This is a genomic window from Micromonospora sp. NBC_00617 (assembly GCF_045161355.1).
In the GTDB taxonomy this organism is placed as follows: Bacteria; Actinomycetota; Actinomycetes; order Mycobacteriales; family Micromonosporaceae; genus Micromonospora.
In genome coordinates this window covers 3691540-3705677 of sequence record NZ_CP107751.1, presented here as the reverse complement: position 1 = coordinate 3705677, position 14138 = coordinate 3691540, and the positions used below count along the sequence as shown (strand labels likewise).

Here is a 14138-nt window from a genome sequence, read left to right as displayed (position 1 = left end):
CTGGTCAGCCCACCGGGTCGGCGCGCAGATAGGTGAGCACGGCGAGAACCCGGCGGTTGGTGTCGTCGCTGGGTGGCAGGTCGAGCTTCAGCAGGATGTTGCCGACGTGCTTGCCGACGGCGGCCTCGGTGACGTGCAGCCGGGCCGCGATCGAGGCGTTGGAGCGGCCCTCGGCCAGCAGCGCCAGCACCTCCCGCTCCCGGCCGGAGAGCGCGGCGAGCGGGTCGCGGGGGCGGTGCAGCAGTTGCCGTACGACGTCCGGGTCGATGGCGGTGCCGCCGCCGGTGACCCGGCGCAGCGTGTCGACGAACTCGGTCACCTCGGCCACCCGGTCCTTGAGCAGGTAGCCGACCCGCTGGCCGTCGCCGCTGTCCAGCAGCGCCGCCGCGTACCCCGTCTGCACGAACTGGCTGAGCACCACCACCGGCAGGCCGGGACGCTCGGCGCGCAGCGCGACCGCCGCGCGCAGCCCGTCGTCCCGCCGACCGGGTGGCATCCGAATGTCGGTCAGCACCAGATCGGGTTGGTGGGTGCGGGCCGCCTCCAGCAGCTCCGGCGCGGACCCGACGGCGGCGCACACCGTGAAGTCGAAGCGGGTCAGCAGCGCGACCAGGCCCTCACGCAGCAACACCTCGTCCTCGGCGAGCACCACCCGGGTCAGCGGCGACATGGCAGCTCCACCCGGACCAGCGTAGGCCCGCCGGGCGGGCTGGCCAGCAGCAGCCGTCCGTCGGCGGCGGCGACCCGGTCGGCGAGACCGGTCAGGCCGCTGCCCCGGGCCGGGTCGGCGCCGCCGCGCCCGTCGTCGGACACCTCGACCACCAGGTCGCCGCCGGCCCGGGACAGGCGCACCTCGGCGCGGGTCGCCCCGGCGTGCCGGGCCACGTTGCTCAACGCCTCCGACACCACGAAGTACGCGGTGGTCTCGACGATCTCCGGCAGCGCGCCGTCGACGTCGGCGTGCACGGTGACCGCGACGGGCGCCGCGTCGGCCAGCTCGCGTACGGCGCCGGCGAGACCGAGGTCGGTGAGGCTCTGCGGCCGGATGCCGTGCACCAACTGCCGCAACATCACCATCAGCCCGCGCGCCTGATCGTGCGCCACGGCGAGTGGCCGAGCGGCGGGGGAGTCCGCGGGTACGTCCAGCCGGGCCAGGCCCAGTTGCAGGGTGAGGCTGGTCAGCCGGGGCTGCGCGCCGTCGTGCAGGTCCCGCTCGATGCGGCGCCGTTCCGCCTCGTACGCGCCGACCAGCCGGGTGCGGGAGCGGGCGACCTCGCGCAGCGCGGCCGCGTCGACCGGCGAGCCCAGCGCCCACCGCGCCACGGCGGCCTGGCCGGCGGCGAGCAGCCCCACCCCGTAGCAGAGCACCGGCAGGAGCAGCACTCCCACGACGGCGTACGGAACGGCTTCGCCGGTGCTCTCGATCGGCCGCCAGATCACGACCGGTTCGGTGTCCCCGGCCAGCCAGGGACTGGTGACCATCCCGACGTCGAGCAGCACCAGCACCAGGAACACCCAGTACGCGACCGGCACGAAACCGCCCAGCCAGAAGAGGTACGCGACCTCCCGCCAGCCGGCCGCGGTGCGGTAGCGGGCGGCCAGACCCGGCCACGGTGACGCGGGCAGCGGGCGGCCGTCCACGAGGCCGAGTCGCCACCGTTCGACGGCGGCCACCGGGAAGCTCACGATCGGCGCGAGGGCCACCAGGGTGAGGCTGCCGACGGCCAGGAACAGCATCAGCGGTATCTCCGGCGGCCTCCCGTGCAGCCGCAGCGCGGTGGCGGCGGCCAGCAGGGGCGCGCCGATGACGAGCAGTCCGACGGCGAGCACGCTGGCGATCGGCGCGGTGCTCGCCAGGTAGGCCAGCGCGCGCCAGGGCCAGGCGGAGATCAGCCAGTCGCGGCGGCGCAGCGTCGCGGCCAGGTGGCGGGGGTGTTCCGAGGTCATGCCGCAGACGCTAATCGCCGGTCACCGGGCGCCCCAGCCGTCCAGATCCCCTTTCCTGGGTATGCCCAGCACTACCGGCCGAACGGGTGTGTGGGGTCCGGAAACGGGAAGGACGCGCCGTCACGCGATCCGTGTGACCTGTGGTGGCGGCGGCTGGAGAGACATTGGGTGCCAGAACCTTCGTGGTGGTCGGCGGTACCAGCGGGCTGGGTCTCGCGGTGGCCCGGCTGCTGGTCGACGAGCACCGGGTCGTGGTGTTCGGCGACGTGCCAGCCGAGGTCGCCGCGACGACCGACGAGCTGGGGTGCGACGGCGCGGTCTGTGACGTCTCCTCCCACCAGCAGGTCCGGGACGCGTTCGCCGAGGTGGTGGGGCGCTACGGCACCGTCGACGGGGTGGCGGCGTGCGCGTCGATCTGGGCGGGCGGCGACCTCGGGGACCTGTCCGTGGAGCACATCCGGCGAGCCGTGGAGGTCAACGTCCTGGGTACGACGTACCTGCTGCGGGAGGCGCTGGAGCACCTGCACCGGCAAGGCTACGGAAACGTGGTGTACATCGGCGCGATGGCGCTGGCGGCCCCCCGGCCCGGCATCCCGGTCTACCGGGCGACCAAGAGCTACGGCAGCAGCCTCATCGAGTCACTGGCCCAGGCCCAGCACAGCAACCGGGTCAAGGTGATGCAGTTGCACCCCGGGCCGATGCCCACCCGCCTGCAGGAACGCGTCGGCGCGGAGTTCCTCGACGAGGTGTACGCCCTGCCCGAGCAGGTCGCCACGGAGGTCGTCCGGCTGCTGCTGCTGCAACCCGACGACCTCTACGTCTCCGGCGAGCGCGTGCTGCGCGCGGACGGGCGGTGGTGACGGCGGCAGCCGGACCGGGGGACCGTCCGGCCTCCGCGTGGGCGCCCCTGCGCGGCGCCGTCTACCGCAATCTCTGGCTGGCCCTGCTCGCCGCCAACATCGGCACCTGGATGCAGACCGTCGGCGCGCAGTGGCTGCTGATCCACAACTCCAACGCCTCCACGCTGGTCGCGCTGGTGCAGACCGCCAGCCTGCTGCCGGTGCTGCTGCTGGCGCTGCCCGCCGGGGTGCTGGCCGACAGCCTCGACCGCCGGCACCTGTTGATCGCCGTGCAGCTGTTCCTGGCGGCGGTGGCGGTGGCGGTGGCGTTGACCCTGCTCACCCTGACCGACCGGATGCCGCCGGCCCTGCTTTACCCTCACCTTCGCGTTCGGGGTCGGGCAGGCGCTCACCCTGCCGGCCTGGTCGGCGGTGATTCCGGAGCTGGTGCCGCAGGCGCAGCTGCGGTCGGCGTCCGCGCTCGGCTCGATAAGCGTGAACGTGGCGCGGGCGGTGGGGCCGGCGGTGGCCGGCGTGCTGATCGCCCGGACCGGCGTCGCCCCGGTCTTCGGGCTCAACGCGGTGGCGTTCGCCGTCTTCGCGTTCGCGCTGGTGCCGTCCTGGGACGAGCACCTGCGCCAGCACGGTGGCCGGTTGACGGGTGAGGACCGCGAGGCCGAGGCGCGGGCCCGGGAGCTGACCGACGGCGACCCGGAGGTGCGCCACCTCGTGCCGGCCGCCGCCGGGCCGGCGCTGAGCGACGACCGCGAAGGACTGTGATCTCCGTACGCCCCATCTCGTGGGCGATCTCCCCGCCGGCACCGCCTCGCGGTCGACGTACGCCGTACGACCGCGTTGTTAGGATGGCCGCACCATGGCGAGTGAGCGCAAGGCGACCGCGGACCCGGCTCGCAGCCTGGCCATTCTCTGGCGCACCCGGGAACCGACCAGCCGCAGCGCCGGGCAGGGCCTCAGCGTCGACCGGATCGTGCGGGCCGCGATCGACATCGCCGACGCCGAGGGCCTGGACGCGTTGACCATGCGCCGGGTCGGTGAGGCGTTGGGTGTGGGCACCATGTCCGTCTACACCTACGTGCCGGGCAAGGCCGAGCTCGTCGCCGTCATGATCGACACCGCGTACGGCGCGATGCCGCGTTCCGCTGTCGAGGGCGACTGGCGGGCCCGGTTGGAGCGGATCGCCCACGACAACCTGGCGCTCTACCAGCGCCACCCGTGGATGCTGCGGGCCGAGACGACCCGCCCGGTGCTCGGCCCGCACCTGGTGGCCAAGTACGACCACGAACTCGGCGCGGTCGCCGACATCGGGCTCACCGACATCGAGATGGACGCGGTGCTCACCCTCGTCCTCGGGCACGTGAAGAGTTCCGCGCGCGCCGCGTCCGAGGTGGTCGACCTGGAGCGGGAGACCGGCATGACCGACGGCCAGTGGTGGCAGTCGCACGCGCCCTGGCTGGAGACGTTCCTGACGGCCGAGGGCTACCCCACCGCGTCCCGCGTCGGCACCGCGGCCGGCCAGCAGCACGGCGGGGCGTACGGCCCGGAGTACGCCTTCGAGTTCGGCCTGCAACGCGTCCTCGACGGCATCTCCGTGGTGGTCGCCGAGCGGGCGACCAGCCGGTAGCCCCGACTTCTGGCGGATGAGCCGGTGCAGCCGGTCAGCTGTCACTGGGCAGCCGCTCGGACTCCGCGACCACCGCTCGGATCTTGCGCAGGGTGGCGTCCGGGGCGTGCACCGCGGCACGCCACCGGTCGAGCGTGCGGTTCAGCACCCGGACGAGAAACTGCAACTGGTTGACCTGCTCGCGCAGCAGCCCCAGCTCCGCTCGCGCGCTCACCGCCTCGCCCTCCAACTCGCTGACCCGCAGCTGGAGCGGCTGCACGAGGGTCAGGGCGGCCTCTGTCAGCGTGTCGGCGGCGTCGGCCTTGAACTTGCCCCGCTGCGACACGACCGTGGCGATGGCGGCCAGACCGGTCGTGCCGCCGAGGATGCCGAACAGGCTGAGCAGCACCTGCACCCAGTGCGGCGCTTCGGGTGTCGCTGTCGAGATCACGTGACGCCTCCCACGGCCCGTCGGTGGGTCGCGCACTGGTGGCCGTTGGCCAGACAGCGTAGGTCGGCGGCGATCAGGGCGGCCCGCCAGAAGGCGCCCACCGGCAAGGCGCTGATCAACGACGCCGCGACGAGGCCCTGCGGACCGACCACCGCCACCAGCGCCACCGCGTACATGCCGGTGATGGTGCCGAGCACCAGCACGCACGCGAACTCGATGCCGAGGCCGGTGGAGAGCCGACCAGGCCACAGGATGCCCAGCAGGCCGCCCACGCCGACCACGATCAGAGCGACCTCCCAGCCGAGCTGGACGGGTTCCGGCATGGACAGCTGGACCGACGGAGATTGGATGTCGAACACGAGCAGGAGGAATCCACAGATGGGCGTCGTAACCAGGGCGGCCACCTCGAACGGCTGGTTCTGGGCCCGGGAGCGGGGATGTCCCACGGCGACTCCTTGGTCGAGACCGGGACCGTCGGCCCGCTACCGGCCGATGTCGTGTCAGGTCGCGCGTACGATCCGATTCGCGGTGGCGGTCTTGCGGACGGTCGATGGTCGAGGCGATTGGCGACTCGCCGCCGTTGGCTGCCGGTTTCTGTCTGTGTAGCACCGGCGACCGGTTCTCGTCCACCCGGTATAACGTCGCCTTTCCGCAGCTCAGAGCCGATTTCCGGGGCCTGTGGGTGACCCACGCGCGAGGGGCCGCCGGTGCACCGGCAACCCCTCGTGATCGGGACGGAAAGTGTCGGAAATCTTACCTTCAGTGAGGTGGTCGTCCGAGTCGCTCTATCACCGCAGGAGCAGGTCACGCAGCGCCCGGACCACCACGGCCGGCGCCTCCTCCGCCATGAAGTGGCCGCAGCTGACCGTCTGGTGCTCCAGGTCCGGAGCCCAGGCCCGCCACACGCCCGCCGCGTCGTAGCCGAGCGCGGCGCCCCAGTCCTGCTGGAGCACGGTCACCGGCATCCGCAGCAGGTTGCCGGCCGCCCGGTCGGCCGTGTCGTGGGCGACATCGATGCCGGCAGACGCCCGGTAGTCGGCGACGATCGAGACCGCCGAACCGACCTGACCCGGCCGGGCGCGTCCTCCGCGCCCGGACGCCCGGCGACTTGCCTGTTCCTGTGGAACCGGCAATCGGGGTGCGGTCAGATGGAACAACCGGCGTTCGTCGTCGGCCGGGGATCGAGGGGGTACGCCGTGCAGGTGCTCGTCCTGATCGTGGTGCTGGCCGTCACCGTCCTGGTCGGCACCACCCTCGGCGGCCGGTACCGAGTGGCGCCACCGGTGCTGCTCATCGGGTTCGGGGTGCTGCTCGGGCTGGCGCCGCCGCTGTCCGAGGTGACCCTGGAGCCGGACCTGGTGCTGCTGATCTTCCTGCCCGCGATCCTCTACCGGGAGAGCCTCACCATCAGTCTGCGCGAGATCCGGGCCAACCTGCCGGTGATCGGGCTGCTCGCCGTGGTGCTCGTGGTGCTCACCATGGTCACGGTGTCCCTGACCGCGCAGGCGTTCGGCGTGAACCCGGCGGCCGCCTGGGTGCTCGGCGCGGTCCTCGCGCCGACCGACGCCGCCGCGGTCACCGGCCTGGCCAAGCGCCTGCCCCGGAAGCTGCTCACCACCCTGCACGCGGAGAGTCTGATCAACGACGGCAGCGCCCTGGTGATCTTCGCGGTGGCCGTGGGTTTGCTCACCCAGAGCGAGAAGCCGGGGGTGCTGGGCATCGGCGAGGAGTTCGTCGGGGCCGGCGTCGGCGGGGTGGTCGCCGGTCTGCTGGTGGGCGCCGCCGTGGTGCTGATCCGTAAGCGGCTCGACGACCCGCTGCGCGAGGGGGCGCTGAGCGTGCTGACGCCGTTCGGCGCGTTCCTGCTCGCCGACTCGGTGCACGCCAGCGGTGTGCTGGCCGTCGTGGTCGCCGGCCTGGTGCTGGCCTACGCCGGTCCGCGGGTGATCCGCGCCCGGTCCCGGGTGCTGGCGTTGGCGTTCTGGGACCTGTCCACGTTCCTGATCAACGGCGGGCTGTTCGTGCTGCTCGGCACGCAGATCCCTCGGGCGGTGAGGGGCATCTCCAGCACCTCGCCGGGGCGGGCCCTGTCGATCGTGCTGGTGGTCACCCCGGTCGTCGTCGCGACCCGACTGCTGTTCGTCTACCTGACGGCGGAGTCGGCGAACCTGCGCCGCCGGATGCTGGATCAGGGCGAGACGGCGTCCGACTGGCGGGTGGGGACCGTGGCCGGCTGGTCCGGTTTCCGGGGCGCCGTGTCGCTCGCCGCCGCCCTGGCCGTCCCCACGATGACGGCCGCCGGTAAACCGGTGGCCGAACGCGACCTGATCATCTTCGTCACCGCGCTGGTCATCGTCCTGATCATGCTTGTGCAGGGCACCACCCTGCCGCTGGTGGTGCGCTGGGCGGGGCTGACCGGCGACCCGGAACGCGTCGACGAGGCCCGGCAGGCCCGCCTGCGCGCCACCCGGGCCGGCCTGGACGCGCTGCCCCGGGTCGCCGCCGAGGTCGGCGTCGAGGGGGAGACGGTACGCCGGCTGCAGGCCGAGTACCAGCGGCACCTGGAGGACTTCAACGACAGCGGTGGGCGTACCGCCGAGGAACGCCGGCTGGACCGCCGACTGCGCCTCGGCGTCCTGGCCCACAAGCGGCGGGAGCTGACCCGGCTGCGCGACAACCGGGAGATCGACGACCTGGTGCTCCAGGAGCTTCAGGCCGCCCTGGACAACGAGGAGATCCGGCTGCTGGGGCGGGGCCCCAACGAGTGATCACCCGTCGGTGCGACCGGGGCCGGGCCTGACGGATTGGTGACACCGTCCCCCCGCGCGTGCGGGACGTTCGGGCACGTCGTCGGCGGGTACGGTAAGAAGCGGTTCGGCGTCCGTCGATGTGTTCGGCCCGCGAGGGGGTGCCCATGACCACCGGAGGGATCGAAGCCGACCTGCGGACGGTCACCGAGCGGGAGTTCCTCGACGAGCTGGTGGCGGTCACCCGCGAGCGCGTCGCCACCGAGTTCCTCTACCTGATGGCACAGGACGACGCCGTCATCGGGGTCCAGTGGGAGCAGCCCGGCGTGGACCACCTCCGCCGCTACCGGGTGCTCGACGCCTGCCCGCACTGCGTCGTCCTCGATGGGGTGGTGGCGCTGGCGCCGATGCTGCCGCTGGACGTGCTGCGCGCCGGGCGCACCCGCCCCCAGTACGAGACGGTGCTGCGCACCGGCCGGCTGCCCCACCTGGCGTTCGCCCGCCCGGCCGATCCGCCCGGCGCGAGCTGGCTGGGGGACTGCCACGCGGTCGATGGCGACCCGCACTCCGCCGCCGACTGCCCCAGGCATGCCGTGCCCCGGCCCACCGGCGACCCGCTGGAGCTGCGCCTCGGGTCGCTGCCCCGGGCCGTCCGGGAGCTGTACCCGCACGACGACGCCGCGACCGCCGACCTCCAGCGGCGGCTGCGGATCGCCCAGGACTGGCGGGCCGACGCGCAGGCGGTGGCGAGCGGCATCCGCGAAGCAGCGGCGACCTGGGCGTTCCTGCGCACCTCGTGCGTGCTGGGCGTGCCGGTGCCCGGCGTCAACGGTCTCGTGCTCACCCTGCCCCCGAGCCGGACCCCGGACGACCGGCCCCTGGCCGAACTGCACGCCGCGACGGTGCGCGCCGTGCCCACCGGTCGCCCGCTGCCCTACCAGGAGCGGGCCTGCCTGCTGCCGGAGCCGGCGTCGAGAACGCACCGCATGCCGACGTACGCCGGCGCGGTGGACCTGACCGCCGCGGCGCCGGTGCGCACGCTACGTCTGCCGTCGCCCCGCCGACCGCTGAGCACCACCGGCCGGGGCGTGCTGCTGCTCTACGAGGCCCGGCACGCCATGGGCCGGCACGTCGCGAGCGCGCCGGTGCGCGACGCCGCGTACTGGGATTCCGAAGCCGCGTTGAACGTCTTCGAGTTCACCCTGCTGGAGCGGGTCGCCGGGCGGCACTACCAGGAGGCGGTGGCCGCCTACCTCCAGGCGCTGCGCCGGGAGGGCGACCTGCTCGCCCGCCCGCACAAGGTGCTCGACCGGCGCCGACGCAAGGCGCTCTCGCTGGCGTTCGGCGGGCTGGACGACGAGGAGCTGCACCTGTGGGCGTCGGTCGCGTACCGCAACGCGATCCTGGAGCTGCTCGGCGACCTGAAGGCGTTCGCGGTGCACCTGCGCCTCCAGGCCGGCTGAACGGGCGTCTCAGAGCACCTGGGCGAGGAAACGGCGGAGCCGGGGATGCTCGGCCCCCTCGAAGATCCCCTCCGGCGGGCCGGCCTCCAGCACCACACCCCGGTCCATGAAGGCGACGGTGTCGGCGACGTGCCGGGCGAAGCCCATCTCGTGGGTGACCACCACCATTGTCATTCCGGCGGCGGACAGGTCGGCCATCACCCCGAGCACCCCCTTGACCAGCTCCGGGTCGAGCGCCGAGGTGGCCTCGTCGAAGAGCATCACCTCGGGCCGCAGCGCCAGCGCCCGGGCGATCGCCACCCGCTGCTGCTGACCACCGGAGAGCTGCGCCGGCCGCGCATCGGCCTTGCCGGCGAGCCCCACCAGCTCCAACTGGGCGCGGGCGACCGCCACCGCCTCGTCCTCGCTGAGCTTGCGCAGCCGGCGCAGTGCCAGGGTGACGTTGCGCAGCACGCTCATGTGCGGGAAGAGGTTGAACTGCTGGAAGACCATGCCCACCCGCTGGCGCAGCGCGTCCGGGTCGTCGCGCAGGACACTGCGCCCGTCCAGCAGTACGTCGCCGCGGTCCGGCTCGATGAGCCGGTTGAGGGTACGCAGCAGAGTGGACTTGCCCGACCCGGACGGCCCGATCACGCAGGCTGTCCCACCACGCCGCACGGTCAGGTCGACGCCGCGCAGGACGCGGTTCGGCCCGAAGGCCAGGTGGACGTCGCGGGCCTGGAGGCTGACCGAGGTGGTGGTCGCGGTGGTGGTCATCGCCGGTCTCCTTCCGGGGCCCCGGCCAGCGCCGGGTCGTCCTCGTCCTCGTCGTCGGCGGATGCGGTGGCCGGCCGGCCGTGGCGCAACCGCCGGTCGATCCAGTTCACGACATGCGTCAGCGGGACGGTCAACGCCAGGTAGAAGAGCCCGGCGAGCAGCAACGCGGACTCGTTGCCGGTGGTGGCCGCATAGTCCTGCCCGATGCGGAACAGCTCCCGCTGGCTGGCCACCAGGCCGAGGAAGTAGACCAGGCTGGAGTCCTTGATCAGCGCGATGAGCTGGTTGACCCAGGCGGGCAGCACCCGCCGGATACCCTGCGGGATGATCACCAGCCGCATCGCGTCGGCCCAGGAGAAGCCGAGTGCCCGCGCGCCCTCCAACTGGGCCGCCTCCACCGACTGGATGCCGGAGCGGAAGATCTCCCCGATGTACGCCGCCGCGATCAGCGACAGCGCGAGGATGCCCAGCGGGTACGGGTCCGGTCCCCAGACCTGCATGCCGAACGGCGCCAGCCCGACGCCGATCAGCAGGATCGTCGCCGCGGCCGGCAGCCCCCGGAACACGTCGGTGTAGACGCGCGCCGGCCAGCGCAGCCACCGACTGCGGGAGATGCCGGCCACGGCCAGCAGCAGGCCGAACACCGTGCCGAGCAGGGCGGCGGAGACCGCCAGGATCAGCGTGTTGGGCAGCCCGACCGTCAGCATCTCGGGCAGCGCCTCGCGCATCGCGTCGGCGTCGAAGAAGGTCTCCCACAGGGTGCTCAACGGATCCATCGGTCGCCTCTCCTACCGCCCCGCTCGCTCGTCACCGGCTCAGGACGCAGCCGACGCCGACGCCGACGGCGCGGCGGACGCGGACGGCGCCGCCACGGTGCCGCTGCCCGGAGTGAAGTCCGCCGGGATCGGGCGGCCCGGGTAGTACTGCGCCTGCAACCGGCTCCAGGTGCCGTCGGCGATCACCTCGTCGAGGCCCTTGTTCAGCGCCTCGCGCAGCTTGTCGCTGCCCTTGGCCACGGCGTACGCGGTGGGCGCCGGGCTGAGCTGCTTGGCCGCCACGGTGATCTTGCCGTTGCTCTCGGCGGCCGACTTCTCGCCGATCTCCGCCGGGGCGATCCACGCGTCGGCGGTGCCCGCCTTGAGCTGGTTGATCGCGCCGTTGTAGTCCGGCACCCGCACCGGGTCGAGCTGCTTGCCGGTGGCGTAGTCGTCCTGGACGGTCCCCTGCACCACCACGACCCGCTTGCCGGCGAGCTGGTCGAACCCGGTGATCGGCGAGCCGGCCGGCACGTCCAGCCCGAAGTAGCCGAAGTCGTAGCCGTTGCCGAAGTCGACGGTCTTCTTCCGCGCCTCGGTGATCGTGATCGAGGAGCTGCCGACGTCGAACTTGTGGTTGTTGACCTGGGAGAGCAGCGCGGAGAAGTCGGTGCCGACGAACTCGACCTTCAGGCCGAGCTTGCCGGCCACGGCGGTCAGCAGGTCGTTGTCGAAGCCGGTGAACTTACCGTCCTTGAGGTACACGTTCGGCGGGGCGTCGGTCAGCGTGCCGGCCCGCAGCACGCCGGCCTGCGCCAGCCCGTACGGGTTGCCGGCGGCGCCCGACGAGTCGTCGCCACCGCAAGCGGCCAATCCGCCGGCAACCACAAGGGCCGCCCCAACGGCAACGAACCGGCTCAAACCAGAAAAAGATCGCACAGGTGTCTCCAAAAGGGTGCGTTGACCCGGTCGATCATGAAGTTGTTGCCCCGACACGCCGGTCGGGCGGGCAACAACTTCATGATCGACGCGAGGGTCGCGGGTGTGGGCGTGGTGCGCCCGGGAGGGACGGGGAGGGGGAGTTAGCGCGTGGGGTGGCGGTTACACGCCGCGCTGCACATCCGCATCAGGTCCACGTGGCGACGCCGGGTCAGGGTCGGCGTGAGCCGACCGGCCGGTGGCGTGGGGCTGAGAATGCGCATACGGTCTCCCGGGTCTGTTGCTGACCTGGGTGCCAGGCCACGCTTGCGCCGGCGTTCTGCCGGTGCCTGGTCTTCACCCGGGGCACCCCACCGCGGAGGAGGGTTGCCGGCCAGCGAGCCGGGGCTTCGCGCTGGCGCTCATGACCTGCGCCGAGGCTAGCAGCTCCGACCGGTGGATCGTCCAGCGGTTATGACCACGCTCACCGTCGGCGACGGTTCGACCGGCAGGTCAACCGGCGTGCACGTGCGGCCGGCGGCGCGGGTCGGGCTCCTGGCGGCGCAGGATCTCCCGGGTGACCGAGGCGATGGCGCCCTGCCCGAACGCCAGGTAGCGCAGGATGTTGCGAACCGGGCCGTACTCGCTCCATTCGAAGTAGATGTGTGGGCGTCGCCGGCTCCGGTCGCGGATCTCCAGCAGCAGGGCGGCGAGCGCGGTGGGCACCGAGGAGCCGGTCAGGCTGAGCACCGGGTAGCTGTCGTGCGCCACGCTGCCGCGCACCAGCAGCTCGGTCTCGAAGTCCGACGGGTCGGTGACGTGGACCTCGACGAAGATGACGTCGCTGTCGTCGGGGAACTCGTTGTCCGCCATGGTCTGTGCCAGCTTGGCGCGGTACTCGGCCGGGTCGCGGCGCTCCGGCTCGTGCGCGATGAGGCGGATCCGACGCGTGGCCCGCTCGTCGATCATCCGGGCGGCGGCCGGGTCCAGCTCGACGTGGTCGACTCGCAGCTCGTAGGCCCGCATGAGCCGGGACAGCACCGACACCAGGATCATCCCGCTGATGAAACAGGCGGCGATCTTGACGCCGTCGGGGCGTTCCACGACGTTCGCCACGGTGGTGTAGACGAAGATCAGCGCGATGGCTCCGAAGGCGTACGTCCGTCCCCGCTGCCGCCGTCGTCGCGCCGCGAGGGTCACCGCCGTCGCCGCCGAGGTGATCAACACCAGGACCCCGGTGGCGTACGCGCCGCCCTGCGCGTCCACGCTGGCGGAGAAGACCACCGTGATCAGGAACGCCACCGAGGTGAAGACCAGCACCAGCGGCCGTACCGCCCGCGCCCAGGTCGGGGCCATGCCGTAACGCGGCAGATACCGGGGTACGAGATTGAGCAACCCGGCCATCGCCGACGCGCCCGCGAACCACAGGATCCCGATCGTCGACAGGTCGTAGACGGTGCCGAACACGCCGCCGAGGTGCTGGTGCGCCAGGTAGGCCAGCGCCCGGCCGTTCGCCGGCCCGCCCGGCTTGAACGCCTCCGGCGGGATCAGCAGGGTGGTGGTCACGCTGCTGGTGATCAGGAAGACGCTCATCGTCGCGGCGGCGGTGGTGAGCAGCCGCCGCGCTCCCCGGATCCGGCCCAGCGGCCGGTCCTCCGAGTCCTCGCGATCCCCCCGGATGTGCGGCATCACGGCCACCCCGGTCTCGAAACCGGACAGGCCCAACGCCAGCTTCGGGAACACCAGCAGGGACAGCCCGACCACCAGCAGGGGATCGCCGTGCCCGGTTCTCAGCGCGGTGGTCCAGTCCCCGACCGCGCTCGGGTGGGTCACCACCCGCCACAGCGCGTCGGCGATCACCACCGCGTTCAGCGCCAGGTAGACCGCGACCAGGACGACGGCGATCCCGATGGCCTCGCCGAATCCCTTGAGGAACACCGCGCCCAGCAATGCCACCAGCAGCAGCGTGAGGGGCACCTCGTGTCCCTTGAGCCCGCTCGGCCAGAACGGGTTCTCGTCGATGTGGGCTGTCGCGTCCGCCGCCGAGAGCGTGATGGTGATGATGAAGTCGGTGGCCGCGAAACCGAGCAGCACCAGCACGAACAGCTTGCCCGGCCAGTAGCTCAGCAGGCGTACGAGCATCGCGATCGAGCCCTCACCGTGCGGGCTCTCCACCGCCACCCGCCGGTACACCGGCAGCGCGCCCAGCAGCGTCACCAGCACCAGCACCAGCGTCGCCACCGGCGACAGCGCCCCGGCCGCGAGCGCCGCGATGCCCGGCTGGTAGCCCAGCGTCGAGAAGTAGTCGACACCGGTCAGGCACATCACCTTCCACCACGGGTGGTGCCGATCCTCGGGCGGGCGGCCGCCCGGGCCGGAATGCCGCGCGGCCCGCTCCGTCCCGCCCTCGAGCAGCCAACCGCGCAGCCGCCCGGCGCGCCTGTCGCCCTGCACCGGCGCTTCCCCCGTCCTCCGCCCATGGTCACCGCGAGTATCCGCCCGGCCACACGCGCCCGTTCCAGGTACGCCGAACCCGCCCGTCCCGGGTGGGGAACGGCCGGCGAGTCGGAGGGTTTCGGGCCGGGGGCAGAGGGGATGCAGCGCCTCCGGCGCGCCCCGCACCGAATCGCCCGGTCGGGCC

At 72.6% G+C, this 14138-nt stretch carries 14 protein-coding genes, 1 pseudogene and 1 riboswitch; of the genes and pseudogenes, 6 read left to right on the top strand and 9 right to left on the bottom strand.

Features of this window, described 5'->3' with window-relative positions; translation table 11 throughout:
- Positions 1 to 4: 4 nt before the first annotated feature.
- Together OG505_RS16925 and OG505_RS16920 are read right to left on the bottom strand one after the other, a co-directional pair.
- Positions 5 to 670: a response regulator gene (locus tag OG505_RS16925; protein ID WP_405425588.1), complete on the bottom strand. Its 666-nt coding sequence runs from the start codon at positions 668 to 670 to the stop codon at positions 5 to 7.
- On the bottom strand, positions 658 to 1947 hold the full coding sequence (locus tag OG505_RS16920; protein WP_405425586.1) for a histidine kinase: 1290 nt from the start codon (positions 1945 to 1947) through the stop codon (positions 658 to 660). Before OG505_RS16920 ends, OG505_RS16925 begins: the two co-directional genes overlap by 13 nt.
- Before the next feature lie 164 nt (positions 1948 to 2111).
- Here OG505_RS16920 and OG505_RS16915 point away from each other — a divergent pair, with 164 nt between their 5' ends.
- The 4 genes and pseudogenes from OG505_RS16915 (at position 2112) to OG505_RS16900 (ending at position 4428) form a co-directional block, all read left to right on the top strand.
- Positions 2112 to 2807 carry an SDR family NAD(P)-dependent oxidoreductase gene (locus OG505_RS16915; protein ID WP_405425584.1) on the top strand — a complete coding sequence of 232 codons (696 nt, stop codon included), beginning with the start codon at positions 2112 to 2114 and terminating at the stop codon, positions 2805 to 2807.
- Positions 2801 to 3100 (top strand): annotated as a pseudogene (locus tag OG505_RS16910) (MFS transporter); the annotation flags it as partial. The gene OG505_RS16915 and the pseudogene OG505_RS16910, both read left to right, overlap by 7 nt.
- Positions 3101 to 3218: 118 nt before the next feature.
- Positions 3219 to 3566: an MFS transporter gene (locus OG505_RS16905; protein WP_405425582.1), complete on the top strand. Its 348-nt coding sequence runs from the start codon at positions 3219 to 3221 to the stop codon at positions 3564 to 3566.
- 94 nt (positions 3567 to 3660) lie between these two features.
- A complete protein-coding gene (locus tag OG505_RS16900; protein WP_405425580.1) occupies positions 3661 to 4428 on the top strand; it encodes a TetR/AcrR family transcriptional regulator in 768 nt (255 codons plus the stop codon).
- 34 nt (positions 4429 to 4462) lie between these two features.
- On the opposite strand, the gene OG505_RS16895 is transcribed toward OG505_RS16900, so the two are convergent.
- From OG505_RS16895 to OG505_RS16885, 3 genes are all read right to left on the bottom strand, one after another.
- Complete coding sequence (locus tag OG505_RS16895) at positions 4463 to 4858, bottom strand: hypothetical protein (protein WP_405425578.1); 396 nt, start codon at positions 4856 to 4858, stop codon at positions 4463 to 4465.
- Positions 4855 to 5304: a hypothetical protein gene (locus OG505_RS16890; RefSeq protein WP_405425576.1), complete on the bottom strand. Its 450-nt coding sequence runs from the start codon at positions 5302 to 5304 to the stop codon at positions 4855 to 4857. The genes OG505_RS16895 and OG505_RS16890 overlap by 4 nt, the downstream gene beginning before the upstream one ends.
- A 342-nt stretch (positions 5305 to 5646) precedes the next feature.
- Complete coding sequence (locus tag OG505_RS16885) at positions 5647 to 5991, bottom strand: alpha/beta fold hydrolase (protein WP_405425574.1); 345 nt, start codon at positions 5989 to 5991, stop codon at positions 5647 to 5649.
- Between the two features lie 15 nt (positions 5992 to 6006).
- On the opposite strand from OG505_RS16885, the gene OG505_RS16880 reads away from it, so the two are divergent.
- Both OG505_RS16880 and OG505_RS16875 read left to right on the top strand, forming a co-directional pair.
- On the top strand, positions 6007 to 7626 hold the full coding sequence (locus tag OG505_RS16880; protein WP_405425572.1) for a Na+/H+ antiporter: 1620 nt from the start codon (positions 6007 to 6009) through the stop codon (positions 7624 to 7626).
- A gap of 146 nt (positions 7627 to 7772) precedes the next feature.
- Positions 7773 to 9068 carry a hypothetical protein gene (locus OG505_RS16875; RefSeq protein ID WP_405425570.1) on the top strand — a complete coding sequence of 432 codons (1296 nt, stop codon included), beginning with the start codon at positions 7773 to 7775 and terminating at the stop codon, positions 9066 to 9068.
- 9 nt (positions 9069 to 9077) lie between these two features.
- Here the strand turns inward: OG505_RS16875 and OG505_RS16870 are convergent, their stop codons facing one another.
- The 4 genes from OG505_RS16870 to OG505_RS16855 form a co-directional block, all read right to left on the bottom strand.
- Positions 9078 to 9824, bottom strand: coding sequence for an amino acid ABC transporter ATP-binding protein (locus OG505_RS16870; RefSeq protein WP_405425568.1), 747 nt, complete (start codon positions 9822 to 9824; stop codon positions 9078 to 9080).
- Positions 9821 to 10600: an amino acid ABC transporter permease gene (locus OG505_RS16865; RefSeq protein WP_405425566.1), complete on the bottom strand. Its 780-nt coding sequence runs from the start codon at positions 10598 to 10600 to the stop codon at positions 9821 to 9823. The genes OG505_RS16870 and OG505_RS16865 overlap by 4 nt, the downstream gene beginning before the upstream one ends.
- Positions 10601 to 10639: 39 nt before the next feature.
- A complete protein-coding gene (locus tag OG505_RS16860) occupies positions 10640 to 11452 on the bottom strand; it encodes an ABC transporter substrate-binding protein (protein WP_405425564.1) in 813 nt (270 codons plus the stop codon).
- Positions 11453 to 11815: 363 nt separating this feature from the next.
- A riboswitch (SAM riboswitch) is annotated at positions 11816 to 11927 on the bottom strand.
- An 83-nt stretch (positions 11928 to 12010) separates the two neighbouring features.
- Positions 12011 to 13951: an amino acid transporter gene (locus tag OG505_RS16855; RefSeq protein ID WP_405425562.1), complete on the bottom strand. Its 1941-nt coding sequence runs from the start codon at positions 13949 to 13951 to the stop codon at positions 12011 to 12013.
- Positions 13952 to 14138 lie beyond the last annotated feature (187 nt).

Excerpts from the sequence above, each read along its gene's own strand:
- OG505_RS16925 (WP_405425588.1), bottom strand. The coding sequence starts at position 670 with ATGTCGCCGCTGACCCGGGTGGTGCTCGCCGAGGACGAGGTGTTGCTG.
- OG505_RS16870 (WP_405425568.1), bottom strand. The coding sequence starts at position 9,824 with ATGACCACCACCGCGACCACCACCTCGGTCAGCCTCCAGGCCCGCGAC.
- OG505_RS16875 (WP_405425570.1), top strand. The coding sequence starts at position 7,773 with ATGACCACCGGAGGGATCGAAGCCGACCTGCGGACGGTCACCGAGCGG.
- OG505_RS16865 (WP_405425566.1), bottom strand. The coding sequence starts at position 10,600 with ATGGATCCGTTGAGCACCCTGTGGGAGACCTTCTTCGACGCCGACGCG.
- OG505_RS16880 (WP_405425572.1), top strand. The coding sequence starts at position 6,007 with ATGGAACAACCGGCGTTCGTCGTCGGCCGGGGATCGAGGGGGTACGCC.
- OG505_RS16900 (WP_405425580.1), top strand. The coding sequence starts at position 3,661 with ATGGCGAGTGAGCGCAAGGCGACCGCGGACCCGGCTCGCAGCCTGGCC.
- OG505_RS16920 (WP_405425586.1), bottom strand. The coding sequence starts at position 1,947 with ATGACCTCGGAACACCCCCGCCACCTGGCCGCGACGCTGCGCCGCCGC.